This window comes from Photobacterium sp. NCIMB 13483 (assembly GCF_003025475.1).
GTDB lineage: Bacteria > Pseudomonadota > Gammaproteobacteria > Enterobacterales > Vibrionaceae > Photobacterium > Photobacterium piscicola.
Window position 1 is genome coordinate 19,164 of record NZ_PYLV01000016.1, and the last position, 23,863, is coordinate 43,026.

The window sequence follows — 23,863 nt, forward strand, 5'->3', positions numbered from 1 at the left end:
TTGAGCCCTACGCGATAGTGAGGGTTTTTAGTGCCCCCATAGCTACGACTGTTGATGAAATGCCAAACAATGCACTCATCACGTTTGTTGCCATCACTATGACGGCAATAACTAAAGCAAGAATGGCAATTTTTTGAACGAATCCATCAAGCTGTCCACCAAACACCAGTGCAAAACCAGCAACAACGACACCTAAAACCGAGACCCCAAATGCCATAGGCCCTGTTACAGAGTCAACAATTTTACTCAAAGGATCTTCCCATGGCATACCTGTTGATGATGATGCGTGTGCAAAAGTTGGCATTAACAACATAAGGAGTAACACACGATAAAACCGATGCGTAATAGCATCTTTAATCTTATTAAACATATATTTTCCAATTTTCAATTAACTAATATTGATGCGTCATGGCACATCGAAATAAGGAGGTATTTCGATAAGTCATCTTTTTACAAGCCGATTAAGTTTTAACTGTGGTATTGAGAAATAATTTTTTTCTTAGAGTCTAAAAATTGTTTCCAATTTTTATTAGTTATTGAACGATTATTTACTTTTCGAAGATATCGGTTTAGGGATTTAACTGAGCTTGGATCTGGATTTGCAGGATGCGTTTTTTTTACCACATGTTTGATTGTTGTTCTAAATAAGGATATTTTTAGAGGATGTATATTTTGATTGTCATCAGAAAGAAGAGCTGAAAAAACAATCCCATTATCGATCTCTGCAATAAAATGTACTTTTAATATTTTGAAATTATTAAAAGATTTATCACACAATTGTTGTAATCCGTGGCACTGCGCAAAATCTTCGTATGAGATTAACGCATACATTATTTTTAACATTATGATTTTTATCCATTTAATAAGTTATGGGCGATTTTTAAAAATCACGTACTCCCACGCCTGTCAGCAATGGTCGCCGCCCGTGAGTGGCGACAAGTAGTTTTTATTGGGCTATCCTGCCCGCGCTCTACTGGCGCTCAGTTGACTAGATAATTTAATAAAATATTTTTTGATGTTAATTTAATTAACGATATAATTTTTATTATTAATTAGATGATCTTCAATTCTTGTTGTAATCTCACTTCTTCTACTCCTTTTAGAACGAGAACATGCATTTAATAAATTTTCAGCATGTTTACCTTTAAGAGTAATTGTCACTGTAATATTATTTTCATTTGGAAATGAATCTTTTATTTTGGTCATTTTAAATTCCTTTATTATTTGTTTCTATAATTATGCCTTTTAAAAAATAAAAAAAAAGCTAGGAAAATCCTAGCCCCTTAAAGAATATATTAATCTATTAGTTTTGTTATTATTCTCATAAAGTATATTACTCTGATCTCACTTGATTTATTACAGTTAAATTTGATTCGAATTTCTGATAAATGTTTTTCAACTGTTGTTCTTGAACAATTTAATTCATCTTCAATCACTTTGGCACTTTTCCCTAATGAATAATGCACCAAAACAATAAGTTGTTTCGCTGTTAAATCAGGAAAAATATTTTGGTGCATGTTATTATGATAGTTAGTCATAGAGATTACCCTCTCATTTGATTCGTGGTTGGTAGAAAGGGGATTTTCTATCAACCACAATAATGAATGATACACTTACAGGAGTACTGTAAGACAGATTGTACAGCAAAACTGTAAGACAGAAAAGGGTGGCAATGAAAAAATATAATCCATCAACAACATCAAAAAGTATATCTATTACATTCCGGTGCCCCAAAGAGCTAAAGATAAAGATAGATAATGAAATTAATAAGTTAAATCAGAATGAAAGAACGAAAATCACACAAACTGATTGGATCGTATCCATCTTAAAAAATGAAATAAAAAAAGATCAAAAAGATCTAGATTAGTATGTTTTTGAATCTTTACATTTTCATCTTATCAGCTATAATTTGTTGAATATTCGATAGCGAAGTGCATTACATAGCACACTACTACATAGCTTACTATGTAGTGTATTTTTCGAATTAGAATGTGTCGAGCTTCCAACTCGACAAAATAGCATTCGCAAAAGAACCTGAATTTCCAGAGGATTCAGGTTTTTTTGTTTCTGTCTCTGTCTTACAGTGTTGTTGTTTTTTCAATTATTTAAATGTATATTGTTTTTAATGTTAGGGGTGGAACTCTAATTAAACCTACACTCTGGAATAAAAATGAATATCAATCTCTACTGCATGGAGCAGCTACCTAGACACAGTACCCATTCACATAGCGATAGATCATTAATTGATCAATATGGTTATGATGAGGGCGTGTCTCATGTCAACATCTAAGCGTAAGCATCCTAAGAATCAATCTCAGTTTAAGCGTGATATTTCTGCTCGTCAGTTAATCGTTGAGCAACGAATTACACAACTTGGTTCTCAAAAACATAACGCATCAGGAAAAGCAAAATTTCCGTATTGTACTAAACGGTTATTGCTAGCTTTTGCTCGATTTATTGATAATCCTCATGCTTATAATGGTCAATTACACGACTTAAATTACTGTCAATCGATTGTTTACGGGTTGCAAAAACGCCAGCGTGAAACGTGCGTTAAAATCATGGTGGCCATGTGTTGTGATCTTGAGGTTGAAACCTATCAAATAGGTAAACCAAAGCTAGAGCACATGGATACGATCACCCATAACACAATTATTAAGAATTATGAAAAGTGTTGGGGCGAGTCAATTAATGATAAGCGTTATTATCACGCTATAAAGTTATTAAAAATGGCTGATTACTTAGTCATTGATGCCGTCTATCTACAAGATCGTGATCTGTTGGTTAACTTAGATCTGAAAGATGAAAATTTACCCCGTGTGTACTCAAAACCTGCTTATAAGTCATTAACTCAAAAATTTATTAATATTTTTGGTCTTGATAACGATGAAGATGTTAAAAAATCAAAGTTACGTTCCATTGCTAACCGCGTTAAAAAGGGATTTAAAACCCTCTGGGTACGCTATGAAGCATTTAGTGATGCATATGTATGGAAGAAACGTCAACGACCTACTGTATTGCGCACAGATACGACAACACAACAACCTAGCGAACGTTATCCGCAAGGACGAGTGATTGAATCGTCTATCTTTGGTGGTAACTACACCACAGAGCACTAACTCCCTCTTTTTATAAGATGCCGCTTAACTGCGGTTTTTTGTCATACCTATTATAAATATCAACTCAAAAACTGAACATTAAATACATTTATAATGCTAGGTTTGAGATGAAAAATTAATCAATCGGTTTAATTTGATTATTGAGTGTGTTGTTGTGGATAAGTATGTTTATATAAATTAAAAACGAAAGTATGAAAAAACATTATGGAATGCTAGAGGTTCTTTAGTCTCTATTAAAATAGAGATAGGTTAGTAGATATATAAATATATCTACTATTTAGAAAAGAAAAAAAAGGACTTCGTCCTAAAATACCTCCCCTTCAATGACTCATCCTATCAATCCCTTAGCACTATAAAACATTGAACGGGCCCCATCGAGGCACATAAAAGTACATCAATTTCAAAGCCATCATTTGACTAAATAGTAATAGAACGCGTGATATCTTCCTTTTGTCATTCGACAGGAAAAACCGGTATTAATATCTACCTACAGCAAAGAGCATGCTTAATAGGAAGGTAAGGTTTTGAGAATGTCTTAAAATATGAGGATAAAAAGAACGTGTAGTGATTATTAAGGGGTTTATGATAGCGAAGCTTAGGATATCCGCTGTGCTTAATATAAGAGCTTACAGGGACAATAAGAACACATGTGTTCGGGAACTAAAAGATTAAAGTTACATTGTCACTTTAATGATGTTGCTTAAGTTGAGAGGTTTGATTTTGCTCTGGGTGTGAATGAGAATTGGCTACATAATGATGTTCAACTCAGCGATTAACAATACATTGCGTTTGGCCAATATAGATATCGTCATTTAGTGATTGATGTGCATAGATCACTACACACATAGAAATACAGTCATAAAGCAGTGAATATTACCCATCTAACGCACTATAACTTTTATTACTTTAAAGAAAACAAACATTCTCTTTAATTTCTAACCTTTATTAATAATTACATAATGACTTTTTACTAACTTTAGCCTGAGCTTAATATATGAACAATCATAAACACAGTATTCTTGAATATGTTAATTCAGATAGGCTTAGTTAATTTAGTATTTATAGAAAATGCAGTATTAAAAATACTGTATCAACAATAATTAGGTTTAGACTCCTGGTGAGTAATGTACGAATACAAGCAAAAGAGAGCACTTTAGGTTAACAAAAAGGTAAAATTGGTACGATTAAAGCTTGGTAATATTAAAATAAAATCAAAAAACATTGTTATCTATTGTGGGAAACTGTGTAAATCTTTGATTTTCCAGTTATCCACAATGACTATAAAGATCTATATAAACTATAAAGATCTATAAGAGCTATAAAGACTATAAGATCTATAGGTACTGTAACTCATTGATAATAAAAAAGAAAAAAGCAATTAAAGGACATCTTTTAGGTGCTCAAACAACATTTTTTAGGTGTTTATGATCCTATTTTAGGTGTTTATGATCTTATTTTAGGTGTATAGGTGACACATTTTAGGCGTTTATGATCCTATTTTAGGTATATAGGTGACACATTTTAGGTGTGATTCTTGTTTTTTTTGGGATAAATGGCTTTTTTAGGTTATTCGATTCAATGATGACTTTTTTAAGGGCCATATTTATCAATAGATGACACATTTTAGGTTTCAAATCCTTTTTTTACCTAAAATGCGTCCTATATCGCATCAAAAAGTTCTAAACACTGTTGCTATCTCTTCCAATACCTAAAATGTGTTAGTTATTTAGTTCTAATTTAATATTCAGGATTACCACTGACTTCACTTAGCGTATCAATTTTATCTAAAAATGCATCAATATCGTCTGTTGGTTCAGTATCGGGGACTGGGGTGAAATGACGTTTAGCTAAGGTTTCTTCAATTTTTGTGGCTTTGTCATCTTTACCAATGTAGTGGTAAGCAATAGCGAGCGTTTCTAGTTCACCATCAGATAACTTGACGTTATCTTGTAGGCGTTTGAGTTCGAGTTCTTTAATGGTTTTGATAGCGTCATGTTGGTTGAGTTCGTCTACTGTACCGAGTTTAAGCCAACGGAATAAAAAACGAATGCCAGTAATTGTTCGCCCTTTTTTTATTAACTCAAAACCAAAGTCACCTTTGTCACTGTCGATAAACAGTAACTCTTTTTTGATTTGTGGGTGTTCTGAAAGATCGGTAATACTTTGTCTAATACAACGTTTCATAAATACGCTGTTGTTCTTAAATGAACTTTTATCTTTCTTTATTTTTCCTGCTTCATCTAGTAATCCAAACACGCCTTTAAGCTCTTGTAAGCTTTGCGCGTGCATTTCATAGCCTTTGCTTTTAAATCGGCTTAGAAGCTCATACAGACGTTTTGAGTATTCTTTCTTTACGTCGAAAAAGTTCCGTGTGTTGATTAGCGCAAAACCGTGGTTATATTCGATATATTCAGATTTGAGCATATCATTCGGAACCATAGTTAACACACCATTCTTGTAAGCGATATGTTTGAACAAAGGTCGATAATCAAATTCGATATCCCCTTTTGTATTTTCACGCTTAATACCAATTTTTCGGCTAGCAAGGCGGTTAGCTACAGGGCTTAAGTTACTGCCAATGTGTTTGGTATCAACACCCAACCAATCTGAAAGCTGGTTAGATGTGAACGCGTAATGAGGAGTACTGTGATCCCAGTCGTTACTTTTCATTTGTGCGATCATCAATGCAAACAGATCGGCTTCACGAGCAGATAGGTCTTGGCGACTGAATACGAGTTGATGACCTTTTTTGATGTGTTTTGGTAGGTTATCGCTAACAGCTGGATAGTAATATTCTTCGGTGCTCACAGGCTCTGTCCATAGATTACATGACTAAGCTAAGTATGACATAATTTAGGTGTTTTTTGTAGGTTAACACCTAAATTGTGTCATGTTTTTATTGATCTGTGTTGGTTAAGAATCTCAATATTAACTACCAAGAAAAAGCCACATAACCTTTGATGATTTTAGGTTTCGTGGCTTTTTTGTTTCAAAAATATAAATGTAATTTAGCTATAAAATACATATACAACAATAAAATGGAACACAAAACCAACCAATACTGGTACTGAAGTGCGTTTGGCTACATCAAAAGGGCTTAACTTCGCTCCTGTTGCTGACGCGATAACAACCGCCGATACTGGAGACATTGAACGACCAATTGCTGAAGCTTGTTGCATTGGCATTAACATCGCAGCTGTATTGGCTCCCATGCTCGATGCAATCGTTGGAATTAACTCAACAAACGCTAGGAATGGTGCATTACCTGATCCCATAATTACGGCTGCCATCAAGGTAACAACAGCAAAAACTAAAGTCATTGCGACACTTGGTAAACCAACCGACTCGGCAAGCATTATTAAATTAGAAATAGCGCCCGTAGCTTGGATCCCATAAGCAAAGACACCGGCTGCCACGAGTAAAACAACAACGCTACTAAACGCATTTCCCATTCCTTTTGAAAAGACACCAAAGCCATCAAATACAACCTTTAAGCTTCTTTTTGTTATGCATTCACACAACATAGCGATAAACATGGAAACAAAGACAATCGTTGTTACATCCATGTTAACAGTTGAAACCACTAATTTAGAAAAAAATACAGCCATAATAATAGGAAGCAAAGGTAGTATGACGTAGTAACTAGGTGCAGAACTTGCCTCTTTGGATTCTGCTAATGCGGCTTCTTCAAATTGCTCAGGGTGTTTTTTATCTACATGGGTTTGCCAGATAACATGCATAATCCCGATCACGATCATTGTAATGATCGATGTCGGTGCTTGGTAATGAGAAACGTAACTCATTAAATCCATTCCTAATGCCTCACTAGCACGAATGGCATCAACACCGGTTGGGGTAAAACTTACCGCCAACGAACTAGCTATAACCGCTGCAGCACTACCACGAGAAAGGCCTAAACCTAACATTACCGGATACAGCGTACCCATTAATAACACACCTAATCCAGTTGCTGATGGGATAGCAAGCTGAAGAGTACTCGCCATACAATAAGCAAAGAACAGCATGATGTTTTTGTTTTTAATGCGACTTAATGGTTTTGTAGCTAAGCGAACGACTACTGCGTTAGCGCCAATATGGCTCATATAATCAGCAAAGCCAACTAACGCCATTATCATCAAACCTAATGCACCCGCACGATACCCCATTAGAAATTGGATATACTTAAACGGATCAAATCCAGAGAAATTTGTTGACGACACAGAGGCTGGAAGCATCGGCCCCCAACCAAATATTCCAGTAGCAAAAATTAAAACTATACCTGACATCAATAAGGTGGGCTCAGCTTTATAGCCTTTTAGAATCATCCGGGCGGCAATAACAACAATAATAAGAACAAGTATTAACTGAACCATGTTTATACACCTTCATGTTCTGTTAAATTAATAATTATTGTTTTAACTACATTACTCGCAGCGATTAATGATGGAACAGGTAGATACTCAAATATCGAATGAAAGTTATGTGCTCCAGTAAAGATGTTAGGGCACGGTAGTCCTTTTTCTGAAAGTACAGCCCCATCGTAACCACCACGCATAGGGATCACTTTTGGTTCTATGCCATTTTCTTTATAAGCCGCCATTGCTAAATCAACAGGTAATGTAGAGTCTTTTAAAAAGTTATGCACGTTGCTATAACGATCACTAATTTCAAGAACTGCTCTATTGTTATTAGTTTCATTAAAAAGACGAACCTGCTCAGTAATAAAGGCTTTTCGATACGCATAGCCTTCTTCCGTAAAATCTCGAATATCCATATTAAGAACGGTCTTCGCTGAGTTTCCTGCAAGCTTTTTCATCCAGTAATAACCTTCACGACCTTCTGTATACTCTGGTGTTTCTTTTGCTGGAAATTGGGTCATAAATGAATTGGCTAATAATAACGAATTGATCAAATTACCTTTTGAATTCATAGGATGTGCAGATTGTCCGGTGAATGTAACTACAGCATTACCTGCGTTCCAGTTCTCACAAACAAACTCACCAATTCCACAGCAGTCTAGTGTATAAGCAAAATCAGCACCAAACTCATTCACATCAAATGCATTTGCTCCCAGAAGCCCTTGCTCTTCATCAGGAACAAACCCCACCTTTATCGTTCCATGTTCAACTTCTGGGTTTTCGTAAAAAAACTGCAACGCATTTAAAATGGCTGCAATTGCCGCTTTATCATCAGCACCAAGTAATGATTGTCCATCACTCACGATGATTTCTTGCCCAACATAATTTACAAGTTCTGGTTGTTCTTTTAGAGAAAGAATTGGACCAGTAGATAATGGAATATTTCCCCCTTCATAATGAACAACTTCAGCATGCGTATCTTCAGTTCGCTCTGAGCTAGTGTCAAGGTGTCCAAAGAAGGCAACGGTTGGTAACTGTTTTTTAGAGTTAGACGGTAAAGTAGCGGTAAGAATTGCGGTATTTCGAAGAACAATATCAACACAACCTAGAGCTTCTAATTGCTTTTTAACCAAACTCGCTAATTCATATTGGCCGGTACTTGAAGGCATGATACCTGCTGCACCATTTGCTTGATTTGTGGTTGTATTAATTTTTGTATAACCTAAAAAACGTTCGACTATATTCATTGTTTTAATCCAAAATTACTTATAAAACAAAGATATTATGATTTTTAGATTTCTTTTTAAGTGATAATTTCCTCAATAACGGTAACTTGAAAATAATTATTTACATTTCATTGATGGTGCGCAAATAAAACAGATAGAACAACTTATTCAATCGAATTCAAGCATGATGCCTTAATAAAGGTTACACAATAAAAGCATGTAATGCTGTTGGTATCGGATAACACCAAGTTCGAAGGATATGACATTCTTCTATATGGTAGGACACATTATAAATATTGATTACAATGGGGGTTGTAACTTCTAAGCCGCCTATGTGGCGGGACACTCAGCGTGATTAAAATCAGGGTCTTGAACGATCTTCTAAGCCGCCTATGTGGCGGGACACATGCAAGAAACAATGTTTCTGTGAACCTATTACTTCTAAGCCGCCTATGTGGCGGGTTGAAGTGGTCAAGTAAAACTGTACACCTTTATAGGTGTTTAAATTAAGCGGCTGCTTCCATCATCACTGGCGATAAATAGTTGTTATAACTATGGCCCCGCTTGGTATTGTAATGCTGCAATATATATTTGAGTGTATCCCTTTCTGCTTCTACAAAACTGTTATAGCACTCTTTGGGCATCCACTCCGTTTTGAAACTTCTAAAAAATCGTTCCATTGGGGCATTATCCCAACAATTTCCACGTCGACTCATACTTTGAGTTATTTGGTATTTCCATAATGCCTGCCTGAATTGAAGGCTGGTGTAGTGGCAACCTTGATCTGAATGAAACATCACATTTTGTGGTCGACCACGGCTTTCATAAGCCATTCGAAGTGCGGCACAGGTTAAATCACTATTTGGGCTATCTGAGCACGCCCAACCCACAATTCTTCGAGCAAATAGATCCATAACAGCGGCTAAATATAACCATTTATTACCCGCCCAAACGTATGTCACCTATTTATGTGAACTCGCAGTGTAACTGCTATCAGTCCCACTTTAATATGTCACACATCATTCTATAAATTTTGGTAATCATTATATCAATTATGTTTAATAGCGAGTAAATGGCAGAAATTTACTTAATTTATAGGTTTGAAGGTTCAATGACAAAAAAATGATAGGGAGTAGGCGAGTTAATGTATAATCGGTGCGGGTGCTCTTGGCTATCTAGTCTTGAGCAACGAACGAAAATGTTTTGTGATAGGCCAGATAGACGAAAGCCCCATTAATTTTTAATCAATGAGGCAATCTGATGAAACTCGACACTTCTGATGTTAGCCTCTATTTAGCTAAGAGGCAAGTTGTATGCTACGAAAAACCGCCTTAATGGGTCTAATCGTTATCTGTATAACGATACTGAGTTTTACATGGATGGTGCGTGATTCGCTATGTGAATTGCAAATCAAAGATGGAAACACGGTCTTTCTAGCAACGCTTGTCTACGAATCTAAGTAGAGCTAGACAGGTAGGGGCTTCCGAAGCCTCTACCTGATTTAGTTTGTTTGGTTACATTGCCAATGAGCACCCAATCCTCATACTTTCAAATCAGTCTCATTTAACAGTAAATCTATTTATGCGTACTAACAAATAGAAACCCGACTATTAGTGACCATTAAAAATGATTAGCTATAAGTGGTGCCATTCTCAGAGTCAATAACAGATTCTAATAAGGCCTTTACATACTCTGGTTCATTGCTCAGGTTTTCACGATCAATAAATTTATTTTTTAAGTTATTACTAGCATTAGGTAAGAGTTCATCAGCAGCATTAGCTAAATCTCGGTCGTCTAATGCGGTGTCCTTTTGCATTAATTCTATTTCTTTATGATTCGTTTTAATCAGTTTCATAAAAATTATATTACCTCTAAAGAGATCCGATACGCGGTAACGTCCAGATACAACAAAGACCGCCTAAGCGATCTCTTAAATTGTTAGTTTTTACATCAAATCTATTTATACGCATTCAAACGGATAGAATTTAGTAAAGTACGTTTTCTACTATCTTATCAATATTAATCTGCTTAAAATCTTCAAAATCAACCATATCACCCATTGAAACAAGTTGTGACCTTGTTGGATAACGTAAGGTTCTTAGATCAGTAGCATTAACTTGCGTATTTCCGTTCATTTGACGAAAATATTTATCAACTAAGGTGCTATTTAAAAACACCCATAAACCTTTTGCTAATGCATCATCTAATGGCTCGCCTAATGCATGAAAATAATTAGTTTTATTATCAAAACCAACCACATCAACATCAGCAATATTCGCGGTATAAATAGAAGCTACAACTCTTCGCTTTTCTTCTTTAGCTGTAAGTCTACGAGTAAGAACATATGTTCCGTTTTTCACCATCAAACTAGCTGTATTTATATTATTGAGTAAAGCATTAGGTTTTTTAGCATCATTTATAGGCCATTCAATTGAACATTTCTGTAAATGTTGTGGGAAAATTAAAGGAACAGAACCATCAATATAATTTTGACTTAAATTTTCTTTAGTTCGGAAATCGACCACTTTTCCTGTACTTGCTTGAATACCTAAATCATCTAATGAACAAGGTAAACCGCCAGCTTTAGTTGCTATGTTTAGCTCTTCTTCATCTGTAATTATATGAATGAATCGATCTGGATTATTATTACTAACAATTTTATCGAAAGGAACTTCATATACAGAGGGGTTAGGATCATCAGCACAAGAACTAGAAGTTACAATCACTATATCTCTTTGTGCTTCACCTTTTGTTAAATGATATATAACGTTTTCTTGAAGAACTTTATCAGCCTTAAATGCTGACTTTCGACTATTAAAAACGTGTATTTTGTTAATAGAGCAATTATCTAATAATAGTTTACGAAAACTATTAAAGTATGGACCGTTACAAAACGATCTAGGAGTAATAGCAACTAATTCGCCGCCATCTTCAATAAGTTTTATAGCAAGTCCAACAAAGGCTGAGTATAAATTACCAGTTTCAAAATTAATTTTACGTAAATCAGCTCGTTCCGAACCTTTTGCTGAAATTTTTAGGTAAGGAGGATTTAAAATTGCTTTATTAAAACTTGGAGTAAAATCATCGCGTTGAAGTAGAGCTACTGAATGTGCAATAAAATCTTCTTCAATTACTGTTTGATTCCATTGCACGTCATTATAATCACAAGAATTAGAGCAATGCTGCAATGTATCTATAAGATAATAATTCATAATGCTAGAAAGCTCATAACATGTAGAATCAATGCTTGTAGCATGATCTTTAACTCGTTCTACAAATGCTGCTGTTAATGAAGCAACCCCAGCCCCCGCATCTAAAATACGATGTTCACCATTTATATTTTCAAACATATCAGCAAGTATCTTAGAAACAGCAGATGACGACATAAATTGACCTAGCTTTCCTCTAAGACTTTCATCAAGCTTTCCATTTACTGAAACTCGATTGATATCAGCAATATCGTTTAAGTTAAGAGGTATATTTTGTGCCAATGCTGTCATAATTGATCATTTTTACAGTAATTAATTTATTCAGAATTATCGCAAAAAACCTGCACAAAAGGAAGAAAAAAACCTGCACATAGGTTACATTGTAAAACCTATTATTTTAATACTTGATAGCTAAAAATGAGAGAACAAAAACTACTACAAGCTCAGGAAATTCTGAAATCATTAGGCTTACCTAAACAGCAATGTAATGATAGGTCAGCTTGGGTCTTCTTGGCTCTTGCAAATATAAAACCAGAAGATAACTGGAGTGTAGCTACTGCACCACTTTTACCAACTGTTAATATTATGGAGTTTATTCGTTCTGAATATGGTAAAGACTATAAGCCAAACTCTAGAGAAACAATCAGAAGACAAACATTACATCAGTTTGATCAAGCACAAGTTGTTGATAGAAATCGTGATAATCCAGCTAGAGCAACAAACAGCAAGGATAATAATTACTCTCTAAACCAACCTATTATAAAAATTCTTCACGCATACCCTGATAACAATTGGAAAGAATTGGTTCAAGAGTTTCTAAATGAAGTACCTACACTTCAAGCTATCTATGAAAGAACAATTAATAAAGAAAAGATTCCTGTACACCTACCTAACGGTAATAAAATAACTCTCTCTCCTGGTGTTCATAACCAACTTCACGCTGATATTGTGCATGAATTTTGCCCTCGTTTTATTGGCGAAGGAGGAACCGTTTTATATATTGGTGATACAGCAAGTAGCCGTAACGAGGGCGGTAAACATATGGTTCTAGAAACTAAATATTTAGAATCATTAAACGTTCCTCCAATGTCTCATGATAAGTTACCCGATGTTGTTGTTTATGATGAAAATCGTAAGTGGTTATTTTTAATTGAAGCCGTGACTAGTCATGGTCCAGTAAGCCCAAAACGATGGGTTGAACTTGAAGAAGCACTAGATGGTTGTTCAGTAGGACGTGTTTATGTCACAGCCTTTCCTCATCGGAATGAATTTAGAAAAAACGCTGCCGATATAGCATGGGAAACTGAAGTATGGATTGCTGATAACCCTGATCATATGATTCATTTCAATGGAGATCGATTTCTTGGGCCTCATAACAATAAACCTGAGATTAACTAAAAGCACTAACCCTGAATAATTCAGGGTTTTTTCTACAAAATCATTATTAAATAAATTTAAAGCCAACCAAAATTCCCATCAAATCATCCCTAGAAACGATTCTAAGACCACAAAGACCCATTACTCTATACCGATCATGCCTTTTCTCTAAAAACAGTCCTATTTTACAGTATGCATCTAAAGCGATCTGATACAGATACGCAGTAACGCCCAGATACAACAAAGGTCGCCATTAGCGACCTTACACCTTAGATTTATTTTAAATCTACCTCACATACAAAAATACCGCCTCAACTTGGGCGGTATTTAACAGTTAATCTATTTTTTTAACTTTTAGAATATCGGCGTACTGCTTGAGCTGCTGCTGTATCTACTTTCATATATGGATAGTTTTTGCAGTTATCTATCATATTATTTCTTATTTTTTTAATATCATTATCAGATAAATTTTTCTTTGAATAATATTTATTAGAATAGTATTTTGCTCGAATGAAAAATTCAGTTTGTATCTTACTTTCATTTTTTTTAGCCAAATTTATTTTAGTTATCGCATCAGCACAAACTTTTGTAAATCCATCTGCGTAGTTGGCACTTGCAGAAAAACTTATGCAAACAATAAACATGTACAATATTTTTTTCATATAAATTAACAAAATCCTTATCTTAAATAATAATTAATGTGCACTGCTTATTTTTGATCCCAACCTACAACATGATCATTATCAAGTGTTATTCGTAAACTATAGCGATTTCCACCTTGATGAGAATATTTCCAAACTTCTTTCTTTTTTGTTTTAAGCATTTTTTGTTCAACATCAACAGGATACCCTAATGAATCAATAAGTTGATCTGCTGTTTGTTCCACCCAAAAACACTGATTCATTAAATCTTCAACAAGAGATAAATCTTGATACTTATCTATAAGATACTCTCTTCTCTTTTTGGTTTTATTTGATTTTGACCACAAATAAAAGACAATTCCAGCCGCAATTACTCCTGTAATGACTCCCCAACCAATAGATTCTCCTGCTTGAACAACAGCGTAAATTGGTAATCCAATAATAATGAGATAAATAATATTTTGTATTTCAGATTTAGACTTCGCCATAACCCACTATTTCTTCCCATAAAGAGTAAATTAAGATCATATTCTACCAAACACTTATTAAAAATAATTAGTGGAACAACAACTGTTTAATCTCCATCAAATCGCTCCTAGAAACGATTTTAAGACTACAAAGACCTATCACTTAATACCTAGTCTAACTTTTCTCTAAAAACGGCTGTATTTAACAGTATCCATCTATCCCGCACTTCGTGATCAACGTTCGTGATAATTTCCCTTGAAACCGCTTATTTTCTCTAAGAAAGTTACCTTAAATAAGCCTCAATATGACGTTGTTATTTTGTTAATGATGTTACCCGATCTTAAATTATCACTTTGGACTCGATTTGCAGACTAATCAAAAAAATACGATTATTCATTAGCTTATAAATTTGGTAGTCATTACAGATGTTATGTAAAATTGGCGGGTAAGTTCGTTGATATGGAATAATATTGGTGAAATTGGTAATAACAACGCCGCTTAGTAATTTCGATACGACAGAATCGCTCAGTGATCACAAATAACGCTTCATACGACTTCAGGTTGCACGGACAAAACCAAGTTAGAGTACAGAATCTAACTTGGTTGCTTGGATAAGAAAAAGTATCTTAAAATCTTAAAATCTTAAACGCTTGTATGCATATTTACTTCGACATGAAATGTATGAGCTTATCTTATCGTGGAGCCATGTCATGTTCTTTTGCATGGATATGCATGTTACAAAGTGAAAGATTTTAGACAAAAGTTGTCATTCACACAGTAAATTCACGGTTCTAAAATTGCCTCCAATGCAGCCTTATCCTCTTTTTGCGATTTCTGTTTAATGACGGCCGCAGCACCAGAGAATGTAAAACCAAGGTTGTATTCTAATGTGTCACCACAGCTCAGATTATTCCATATATCAGATGGACAATTAGATTGATGTAAAAAATGAACTCCGGAGTAGCCAGTCGCCTCTAATAAACAGAAAGAATATGTTTGGTTGACGATCTTTCCTGATATAAGTAATGGCTCATCGTTGTTCCCTGACAACAACCCTCTAATAGTATGTTTAGTTTTCGGTGGTAATCGAATCAATTTAAGTTTACTAAGCTGGTTAAGATAATCGTCGTACTTAGCGTTTATATACAACTGCCTGCAATACCATAATTGATTTAACACATTGCTATCCCCATCTGTGAATGACCTTCTCCAATGATGTTCCGCACTCTGTTTTTCACTAGGTTCGTAAATCGAAAATATACTAGCAATTCCAGCATGAGCATTCTTATCTAGAGGGCTTGCATCTAGTGTTCTATTCAAAATTTCTTTTGCTTTTTCTACATTAGGAAGTGAACCAGATAGGTATATTTTGCTAAGCCTGTTAGATAAAGCTCCATTCGAAGGGTTTATCTTGTGTGCAGCTTCCAACGCCCTCATTGAGCGCTGGTCATCTGAAATTAACTGGGCAAAAGCAGCTTCTTCTGACAAAATCACCTCATCATCAGGAAACTTCTTCAAGGCGTTTTGAATGACAGCTTCTGTATTTTTTATAGCATCAGTCAACAGCTCTTCATCATCTGATTGAATTACATCTTCAAGTCTTTGAAGTGCAATTTTGCACTGAGTATCAAATGAGTGCGAAGTAACTTTATCTTTGTTTGATATCTCTTTCGCTAAACGGTCTGCTTTATTCAGGAGCCTATCTTTGTCCAATCCCGTAGCTCTTTTAGCTCTAGCTAGCTCTAGCTCAGCAAGAGAGTGTTGAATTGATGGATTAAATTCACCAAATTTCTCTGCAAGGTTCAGATACTCTTCAGACTTTACAAAATTAGGTGTCTTACTTCGCATATAAAATATGCCTACTTGCTGATAATAGAAATCATCATCACCACAAATATCTTCTATTTGTTTGTAAATGGTTTCTATGTTTTTGTGTAAGTTAAAAACTCCCGATAAATTTCTATACTTAATCATTTCGCGAAATGCTGTTCTGTCGGGGCTATAGCCAATATCTAAGTTTTTTAGTAATAACAAGTATGTATCAAGCCGATCTTCCTCTGAACCCATAGAATATTCAAACACCATCTCTGCAATGATTGGGTGACGAGAAACGTAAGCTTGGTCTTGTGCTACGTCATATTTGATAACTTTGACTACTGATTCTAAAGGAGAGAAAAATCGGTCCGTAAAATCCGTAAAACTTACACCATGGACTCGATTTATGATTCCGGCTCGAACCAAGACATCAAACCTGTTCATAATACAGATAGTCCTATAAATGAGTTGAGCTTTCCTTGGAACAATGTTGTCGTACTCGTTGCGAATAATCTGCTCAAATGACTTTGACATAGTAGCTTCATGCAACGCCACAAGTAATTGACGTCCAGCTTTTTCAGAAAAAGCTTCTCGCCTTTTTTCAGAGGTCAACTTCTTTAGTTCTCCAAGAGCATTGTGTCTTTCAAGTAGATCTATAAGTCTTTCGATCTCTTTCATTGAGAGATATCCAACTTCAAGCTTATCTGATAAAAGCGATTGAAGCGGAGAACATTCGATATTCCACTCATTAGTTCTTTCAGCGGCTATGCAGGTCAGAGGTAACGAAGCCTGATTAAATTTATGATTCAAGGCCAAAATATCAGACACATGACTTGAAGCATTGTCTACAAATACGAAAATTCGCTCACCCACTTTTTCAGCAATTTCGAGCAAAGCTTTAAAAGGTAGCCGTTCATTAGAATCCCAGTATAAGCAGATCTTATCGTAATCAGTTGCAGCATCCCAAGCTACCCGTCGCAAAATTACTGACTTACCAGAACCAGCGAACCCACTCAAATGATACAGTTCAAAAGATTGTGAGTTCCGCTCACTCTCATCTATTAAAATAATGTCAGATACTATTTCGTCTGAGATTCTCCTACGAACATCCAATTCTTGGCTTATTGGTGTCCAGCTTTGAGAATACCCCTTATAAAACATTTTTGGATCTACGGTGTCAGATGGCATAGCTCCATGTACAAATCTAAGCGAGTTGTTCAATTCAGATAAAGCTTGAGGTGTAAGAGAAAAATCGTTACTAACAAACTTTCTTTCTATTGGGTGTTGTTTATCAGAGACAGATATCAAAGCTCTCTCGATATCTGTAACTTGAGAATCCAAAGAGTCCATAAACGCTTTAAAGGCTCCGTTTAAAATGGTTATTCGTTTGCTTTCCCACAACCTTTTCTGTCTATCTGAACCTCCAAGCATTAAAGCATAATACCTAGGCCTACTATCCGTTAAATCTTGAATTTCAGATAATGCAGCCCGGATATCCGAATCTTCTAAGCTATGCCCAACAAAGAGTACTGTATGGCTTGTTCCCAGTGATTTAAGACGCTCAAATAGTGTAGTTCTTTTCTTCTGATGTGTTGCGTATTGATCTGCCGTTAAAATTAACTCGGGATCGGTTTCATTAATTCTAGAAATGCATCCATGTAATTTAATATACGCGAGATCTTCATCTGGCTTAACCATCGAGTCCATTCGGTCGGTCGTTCGGATAATTGGAACTAGACGCTGAGATTTTTTCTCGAAAACATCATAAGCACCTTCGATGATGAGATCATAATTAGTTGTAAAAACCGTAGACCATTTGTACTTCGGAATCTTCTTGTGGAAGTCACAGGGCTCAAAATCTTCAAAAAGCTCTTTGATATATTGCTGAACCGTTACTTTATCTGACTCAGAAATACTAAGTTCTGCTACTGAGGCTAAGGTGAGATCCTTATCATAGCCCCCAAGGAACCTTTCGCACAGCTTATCGCGCAATGCATTCGCACTAAACATCTCTTTACCAGATTTTGAAATGCTACCCATTGAGGCTCCAGCCCCTAAAAAGAGAACAACTCTACCTCTTTTAATCTCATTGATTAAGTTGTCAGGAATATCCATATCGCCTCATATATACCAACTAACTAATTATATTTATGTTGGTAATCTAGCATATCTATGAGATTGATTTGTGTGTTAGTTCAACTTTATAGGCCTGTTATACTTAGATATTTCATACGAAGCATACACTATTCATTTCTATTAAATGTAAAGAATGTTCATGCATCTAGAAGGAACTTAGTTACTTATTTGCCAGAAATTATGTCGAGAATATTAACCTTGATGAATAATAGGTTAGCACTGAAAAACATCAATAAACTGACCACTACATAATGGTTACGTGTACGAGAGTTCAGAAAGTTGATCAATGAAATATAATGTCTAGATGTTGTGCAGAGTTCGGATTACTTCTAGTAGGGGAGGCGTCCATGAATTTTACAAGCATGAATACTTACTCTAACCAGTAAGGTGGCAAAAATCAGTTACCAAACTTTGATTTGTTATTTAAGGTATACCCCAGCGAAACCAGTTCACTAACCACTTGAACCCGCATTGCAGCATTTAAGAAACTATCTATAACAAACCAATTTATAATGAATCATCATGACAATAATCATTCCCAATAGCTGGAGGATACACAAATCCTACGGCGAAAATTGTGGGATATATTGAACCATAGCTGAGCGCTGTCCAATTGAACGGCTGTTGACATTACTAATCGATGTTTGCAAATCAATTCCCCAAACCGATTAATCGGTTTGTATAATTAATGGTGCTAATCCAATAGGAGGATAATGAGACAATTAGGTATACTTAAATGTCACTATCAAAAATTGGCGATTTATCTATCTTTGTCATAACTTAAATGTCACTCTAGATTAGATCATTATCTAAATGTCACCTAGAGTATATTATGTACATATTTGGTTACCTAAGAGCATCAACCAATGACCAGAATGCAAAACGAGCACAAAACACGTTAAAAAACTTTGTTCATGACAAAGGGTGCCGTATCGCGGGTTGGTATATTGAAAATGAATCAGGTGCTTCACTGCAAAGACCTGAATTACTTCGCTTACTTGAAGATGCAGCAATTGGAGATGCAATCATCATAGAGCAAATAGATCGACTTTCTCGTCTAGATGAGCAAAGTTGGTTTAAATTAAAAGAAATGCTGTACAAGAAAGAATTAAAGGTTATTAGCCTTGACTTACCAACAAGTCATATTGCTTTCGCGCCTCAAATTACGGATGAGTTCACTAGCTCAATGATCAGAGCGATTAACAATATGATGATGGACATGCTGGCTGCAATATCCAGAAAAGACTACCAAGATCGCCGTCGTCGTCAGGCTGAAGGAATAAAGAAAGCTTTGGAAGAAGGGAAATACCTCGGGCGGCGAGCAGACTTAGATCTACATGAAAAAATATATCAGTTACGAGTGATTAATAAGCTAAGTATTAGTGATACAGCAAAATTGACAAATGTGTCGAATAGGACAGTAATTCGGGTGGCTAAAAAATTGGAAAATGAACGTTCAATCTAGGCTCCTTAAAATATTAAGGTAATGAGTTATTATGAGCACAGGGAGCACTATCAAGCTATTGGATTAATGTACCCAGCCCCACTTTGTAATTATTTAATACTGGATTATTCAGAGCATAATGGACAGAATAAATACATAATGAATGGATTCAAAATCTCCTGAAAAATAATCCAGATGCAATAAGGTTAGAAAGAACTAAGATCAATAGTAGCAAAAAATAACGTGATGGAAGTTCTGCTCTTTTTGCTACTATTGGATTTATTTTTTAGCCTTCTATTACATGAAAGTTAATACTATGTACGAGCAAAAAATCCTCTTGGCCAAAACTAGGAAAAAGGCTTTTCATTTTATCTATTGCTTCTTGCTTGTTCATCGCCGATGAAGTGACTTCTAGGAATTTTCGTAAATAGTCTTGCAACGCTGTTATGAGTGATATATCACCATTCCCACCGTGGCCTGCGTAAAAAGTCCAACTATTATCATATTGCACCAATAATCCATCGAGAATTAGAATCCAATTGTTAATGTCCTGTTCGCTTACACCCGGACCACACCAAGTATGTACTTTGTCATAGATCAAATCAGATGCGATAAAAACTTTCTGCTCATGTATTTCAAGCGTTGCCATGTGACCACATTCGCTACCAGGATAATCGGCACATACTTTAATTATATTTTCATCATTAGGTAGTTTAAGAAAAGGCTTATCCAGAACTGTCAATAAGTTGGTATAATCAAAACCATCAGGGTTTTTATCTGTTTTAACTTTCATATGGGGTTCTGCATCTAACCAACCTATTGACTCCATCCAAAGAGAGAACTGAATGATGTCTTGTTTGATCTCTTCAGTCGCCACTATAATTGGTGCATGTGGGAAACGACGATGAAATGCGCCTAGCCCTATATAGTGATCAGCATGGGCATGAGTTATAAATATACAATGCAAATTTTTATTTGTTTTTTCTACCTTATCGGCTAACAGTTCAGCTTCTATGCTATTTCTAAGCATATCAACAACGATAACATTTTTATTATCAGACAAAATAAAACTATTAACATTTGCCTCTGTTCCTTTATGGCAAGTTATTTCAATCATAAGTAAATTTCCTATTTAGAATGTTTAAAGAAACTTTATACCTTGATATACCCTGCTGTAAAGTAGGCACAATTAAGTAACCATGTAACCAATTAAAAGTGAAATACAATGGATAAAAAAGAGCTACCTTTTGGAAATGCGTACGATAAAAATTGCCCAACTAGAATTATTTTGGATGTAATTGCAAATAAGTGGTCAGTTTTAATTATTGGCATTCTCTCAACCCGTATTATACGTTTTGGAGAGTTACGTCGTAGCATCTCGGGAATATCAACCAAAGTATTAACTGACAGACTACGACGTCTGGAGGAGATGGGTCTAGTCTATCGTCAAGTTCACTCAACTAGTCCGCCATCTGTTGAGTATTCGTTGACACAACTCGGAAACTCCCTATTTGATATAGTTAATGACCTTCGAATTTGGTCTGAAACTAATTTCGAACAAATAATGGCTATTGATAAAAGAGAATATAAAAATAGCGTATAGCAGACAAGGATATGTGTCACCTACGTGACACATATCCGAAGTGTTGGACAACTTCGAGCAACCTTATATAAATATTTCGAATATAATGAAGGGTGATACTGAAAAAACATCGAGCGTTATCCTTGGTGTGAGCCAATTAATCCCTTGATTTATAATTATATTCTATTTAATGATTCTGTAGCCTTTTTTTCTTTTACGTATTTTTTGATGAATTTATCTTTAGTCTTTCTTGTGATCAACAATGCTAATAAATGTTGCTGTTGATCTACTATCTTATTTTTAATCATGTAAATGTTTCCTTTTATATTTTGAAGACTTCGAAAATAAAAAGAAACATGGTAATGGTATAATTAACCCAACAAACGCCCACAAATAGGTATATTTTATAAGTAAATAAACACTACAGATAAAGGTAATAAAAAGTAAACTCATGATACAAAAATGAAAAATAGGATGATTTTTAGAAAGTTTCGCATATATAACAATCATAGATAAATACTCTATTAGAATCGTGTAGTATATGTTGAAAATTAAATAAAAATTATAACTACATCACAAATTACGATCTGTAATAAACTAAATAAAAATCAATTTATGATGTAACCACAAGGTTATGATTAATTATAAAATTCATATTTAAAATAATAATATATATTATGTAACTCAATATATAGTAGCGTCTAGATACAAGAGCTTAGACTTAATTCTCCGTATTTTTTAGATAACTCATTATATTTTTATGAATTTTAAAAATGTTATCACATGCACTTTTTTTATCAATAAACTTATTTAGTAATAAAATATCATTACTGTCAACTGCTTCAAATAAATAATCAGGATTACTTAAATTATAATTACATCGAGAATCATTCCAAATTGAAATAACTTCAACCTCAGAAAGCATATTACTAGATGCTAATAATATTTTCCTTCCATTCTCTATTATATAAATATTTATTTTCGCTTTCTTCCTTGGCATGTGGATTTTCCCGAAATATTTTTACAATAAAAATTACTTAATAAGATTATTTTCTCTTACTGATAAGAAGATAAAGAGGAATAATGACAACGATATAAATTAATATTAAATTATGAATAATATCGATTCAGTCCTCTCTATCTCACGCAAAATGCAATAGGTAGCATATCATATTGGCTTTGACTTTAAATGATTTTTTAAAGAACAGACTGAAATTAATACAACATATCAATATTGTCTCAAGGCGATCCTATACTGTAACGCCCAGATACAAAAAGCCGCCACAATGGGCTGTCATTTAACTGTAATCTAGAACTTTTCACACAGTTAAATATCTTTTAGAGATCACTAATCTAACATTTTTGTACGTTTGATTTGATTAACGTTTCTATTCAAATCGTAATGTGATTTGAATAGGGTGGTTTTCGCATCAAAGGGATAAATTATGTGGGTATGGCAGCAAGATAACTGGCCTCATTTTCACTGGGAGCTGTATGTAACCGAACCAATGGTGAGGAAAACTCACCTTAACCAAGGCATACTGTTGGGTAAAATTACCTGCTAATCTCCGAATCAACAACAAAGTATGCTTGATATACTACTGGCTAACATTGTTCATTCTAGTGCCATTGTAAGGGAAAAAATCAATGCGTTTTCAGTACGTTAGTTGTTAGTTAATAAGCTTGGGATGACCGAAGATAATCCGTTTCCAACCACCGAAGAAAAAGATGGGTTAGCAGAAATTATACTTGATGTGGTAGAAAATCTTTGATATGCCACTAACGCTCTCGCGGTTCTTAACCTGGCATCAACGCTTGTTCCCTGAAGACTATACGATGTTTAATCCGGTGATAGGTGGGCAGTTAAGGGGCGATGCGCCGATGCAAATAGGCTCTTGCCGAATAGATAAACCTGTTGTGCACTTTGAAGCGCCAAGCCGTACTATTCTTGAGTCTGAGCTGCGTGGTTTAACCAATCTAAAGACAACACTCATGCGTGCGGCGATTACTCATTTATGTTTTGTGACCATTCACCCATTAGATGATAGTAATGGCCGTATTACGCATTTACTAACTGATTTGGCGTTAGCCCAAGCTGAGCAGCAGTCGGTTCGATTCTATGCGATGTCGGTGGGGATATTGGCTAAACGCCACAGTTACTATGAGGTATTGGAACAAACCCAAAAAGGAGATCTTGATACTACCGCTTAGCTAAGCTGGTTTTTAATCATCTTAAATGCCATTTTTGATGGGGTGTTAACGGAAATCGATCAAATCGTGTTCAAGATTAATTATTGGCGTCAAATAGATCCGACCAAGCTTATCACAGAGCAAGTCAGGGCATTTAATCTAATGCTGGATGGCGACTTTGATCTGGGGATTAATACTATAAAGTAGCGAAGGTAAGTAAGCCGACTATAACTTCGGGTGTAAAATTAGGACGTATTCTTTTAGTCATAGTGTCACCTATTAAATTATGAGGGGTGAT

21 protein-coding genes and 2 pseudogenes are annotated in these 23,863 nt (G+C 35.1%); 7 read left to right on the plus strand and 16 right to left on the minus strand.

Features of this window, described 5'->3' with window-relative positions:
* Window positions 1–7 precede the first annotated feature (7 nt).
* The 4 genes from C9I86_RS13025 to C9I86_RS13040 all read right to left on the minus strand — a co-directional run bounded on the left by C9I86_RS13025 (window position 8) and on the right by C9I86_RS13040 (window position 1,538).
* A complete protein-coding gene (locus tag C9I86_RS13025) occupies window positions 8–370 on the minus strand; it encodes a TrbC/VirB2 family protein (RefSeq protein WP_107276576.1) in 363 nt (120 codons plus the stop codon).
* 98 nt (window positions 371–468) lie between these two features.
* The gene (locus tag C9I86_RS13030; RefSeq protein WP_107276577.1) at window positions 469–843 is read right to left on the minus strand and encodes a hypothetical protein; all 375 of its coding nucleotides are present in this window, start codon (window positions 841–843) and stop codon (window positions 469–471) included.
* Window positions 844–1,023: 180 nt separating this feature from the next.
* Complete coding sequence (locus C9I86_RS13035; RefSeq protein ID WP_107276578.1) at window positions 1,024–1,206, minus strand: TraY domain-containing protein; 183 nt, start codon at window positions 1,204–1,206, stop codon at window positions 1,024–1,026.
* Window positions 1,207–1,295: 89 nt separating this feature from the next.
* Window positions 1,296–1,538, minus strand: a complete 243-nt coding sequence (locus C9I86_RS13040; RefSeq protein WP_107276579.1) for a LuxR C-terminal-related transcriptional regulator — start codon at window positions 1,536–1,538, stop codon at window positions 1,296–1,298.
* 134 nt (window positions 1,539–1,672) lie between these two features.
* Here C9I86_RS13040 and C9I86_RS13045 point away from each other — a divergent pair, with 134 nt between their 5' ends.
* Window positions 1,673–1,867, plus strand: coding sequence for a hypothetical protein (locus C9I86_RS13045; protein ID WP_107276580.1), 195 nt, complete (start codon window positions 1,673–1,675; stop codon window positions 1,865–1,867).
* A gap of 409 nt (window positions 1,868–2,276) precedes the next feature.
* Complete coding sequence (locus C9I86_RS13050) at window positions 2,277–3,119, plus strand: hypothetical protein (protein ID WP_107276581.1); 843 nt, start codon at window positions 2,277–2,279, stop codon at window positions 3,117–3,119.
* A gap of 1,737 nt (window positions 3,120–4,856) precedes the next feature.
* Here the strand turns inward: C9I86_RS13050 and C9I86_RS13055 are convergent.
* The 4 genes and pseudogenes from C9I86_RS13055 to C9I86_RS13070 all read right to left on the minus strand — a co-directional run.
* On the minus strand, window positions 4,857–5,927 hold the full coding sequence (locus tag C9I86_RS13055; protein ID WP_107276582.1) for a replication initiation protein: 1,071 nt from the start codon (window positions 5,925–5,927) through the stop codon (window positions 4,857–4,859).
* Between the two features lie 200 nt (window positions 5,928–6,127).
* Window positions 6,128–7,492 carry a C4-dicarboxylate transporter DcuC gene (gene dcuC / locus C9I86_RS13060; protein ID WP_107276583.1) on the minus strand — a complete coding sequence of 455 codons (1,365 nt, stop codon included), beginning with the start codon at window positions 7,490–7,492 and terminating at the stop codon, window positions 6,128–6,130.
* Between the two features lie 2 nt (window positions 7,493–7,494).
* On the minus strand, window positions 7,495–8,724 hold the full coding sequence (pepT, locus tag C9I86_RS13065) for a peptidase T (protein ID WP_107276584.1): 1,230 nt from the start codon (window positions 8,722–8,724) through the stop codon (window positions 7,495–7,497).
* A 485-nt stretch (window positions 8,725–9,209) separates the two neighbouring features.
* Window positions 9,210–9,665: pseudogene (locus tag C9I86_RS13070) on the minus strand (IS3 family transposase); the annotation flags it as partial.
* A 372-nt stretch (window positions 9,666–10,037) separates the two neighbouring features.
* Between C9I86_RS13070 and C9I86_RS13075 the strand changes: the two are divergent.
* Window positions 10,038–10,166 (plus strand): Hok/Gef family protein, encoded by a 129-nt coding sequence (locus C9I86_RS13075; RefSeq protein WP_369925745.1) that lies wholly within the window; start codon window positions 10,038–10,040, stop codon window positions 10,164–10,166.
* A 167-nt stretch (window positions 10,167–10,333) separates the two neighbouring features.
* Here C9I86_RS13075 and C9I86_RS13080 read toward each other — a convergent pair whose 3' ends face one another.
* Both C9I86_RS13080 and C9I86_RS13085 read right to left on the minus strand, forming a co-directional pair.
* Entirely contained in the window at window positions 10,334–10,558 is a 225-nt protein-coding gene (locus C9I86_RS13080; protein ID WP_107276587.1) for a hypothetical protein, read from the minus strand.
* A gap of 130 nt (window positions 10,559–10,688) precedes the next feature.
* Window positions 10,689–12,203, minus strand: a complete 1,515-nt coding sequence (locus C9I86_RS13085; protein WP_107276588.1) for an Eco57I restriction-modification methylase domain-containing protein — start codon at window positions 12,201–12,203, stop codon at window positions 10,689–10,691.
* Between the two features lie 126 nt (window positions 12,204–12,329).
* Between C9I86_RS13085 and C9I86_RS13090 the strand changes: the two genes are divergently transcribed.
* Window positions 12,330–13,310: a BsuBI/PstI family type II restriction endonuclease gene (locus C9I86_RS13090; protein WP_107276589.1), complete on the plus strand. Its 981-nt coding sequence runs from the start codon at window positions 12,330–12,332 to the stop codon at window positions 13,308–13,310.
* A 326-nt stretch (window positions 13,311–13,636) separates the two neighbouring features.
* Here C9I86_RS13090 and C9I86_RS13095 read toward each other — a convergent pair whose 3' ends face one another.
* The 3 genes from C9I86_RS13095 to C9I86_RS13105 all read right to left on the minus strand — a co-directional run bounded on the left by C9I86_RS13095 (window position 13,637) and on the right by C9I86_RS13105 (window position 18,328).
* Window positions 13,637–13,951 (minus strand): hypothetical protein, encoded by a 315-nt coding sequence (locus C9I86_RS13095; protein ID WP_107276590.1) that lies wholly within the window; start codon window positions 13,949–13,951, stop codon window positions 13,637–13,639.
* A gap of 47 nt (window positions 13,952–13,998) precedes the next feature.
* Window positions 13,999–14,418: a DUF2845 domain-containing protein gene (locus C9I86_RS13100; RefSeq protein ID WP_107276591.1), complete on the minus strand. Its 420-nt coding sequence runs from the start codon at window positions 14,416–14,418 to the stop codon at window positions 13,999–14,001.
* A gap of 763 nt (window positions 14,419–15,181) precedes the next feature.
* The gene (locus C9I86_RS13105) at window positions 15,182–18,328 is read right to left on the minus strand and encodes an SIR2 family protein (protein WP_107276592.1); all 3,147 of its coding nucleotides are present in this window, start codon (window positions 18,326–18,328) and stop codon (window positions 15,182–15,184) included.
* Between the two features lie 853 nt (window positions 18,329–19,181).
* Between C9I86_RS13105 and C9I86_RS13110 the strand changes: the two genes are divergently transcribed.
* Window positions 19,182–19,814 (plus strand): recombinase family protein, encoded by a 633-nt coding sequence (locus C9I86_RS13110; protein WP_107276593.1) that lies wholly within the window; start codon window positions 19,182–19,184, stop codon window positions 19,812–19,814.
* Between the two features lie 265 nt (window positions 19,815–20,079).
* On the opposite strand, the gene C9I86_RS13115 is transcribed toward C9I86_RS13110, so the two are convergent.
* Entirely contained in the window at window positions 20,080–20,910 is an 831-nt protein-coding gene (locus C9I86_RS13115; RefSeq protein WP_107276594.1) for an MBL fold metallo-hydrolase, read from the minus strand.
* A gap of 108 nt (window positions 20,911–21,018) precedes the next feature.
* On the opposite strand from C9I86_RS13115, the gene C9I86_RS13120 reads away from it, so the two are divergent.
* On the plus strand, window positions 21,019–21,396 hold the full coding sequence (locus tag C9I86_RS13120) for a helix-turn-helix domain-containing protein (protein ID WP_107276595.1): 378 nt from the start codon (window positions 21,019–21,021) through the stop codon (window positions 21,394–21,396).
* A 155-nt stretch (window positions 21,397–21,551) separates the two neighbouring features.
* On the opposite strand, the gene C9I86_RS20350 is transcribed toward C9I86_RS13120, so the two are convergent.
* Together C9I86_RS20350 and C9I86_RS13125 are read right to left on the minus strand one after the other, a co-directional pair.
* The gene (locus C9I86_RS20350; protein WP_255418392.1) at window positions 21,552–21,683 is read right to left on the minus strand and encodes a hypothetical protein; all 132 of its coding nucleotides are present in this window, start codon (window positions 21,681–21,683) and stop codon (window positions 21,552–21,554) included.
* Window positions 21,684–22,096: 413 nt separating this feature from the next.
* Window positions 22,097–22,375: a hypothetical protein gene (locus tag C9I86_RS13125; protein WP_146142633.1), complete on the minus strand. Its 279-nt coding sequence runs from the start codon at window positions 22,373–22,375 to the stop codon at window positions 22,097–22,099.
* Between the two features lie 445 nt (window positions 22,376–22,820).
* On the opposite strand from C9I86_RS13125, the pseudogene C9I86_RS13130 reads away from it, so the two are divergent.
* Window positions 22,821–23,792, plus strand: a pseudogene (locus tag C9I86_RS13130) (Fic family protein); the annotation flags it as partial.
* Window positions 23,793–23,863: the final 71 nt, after the last annotated feature.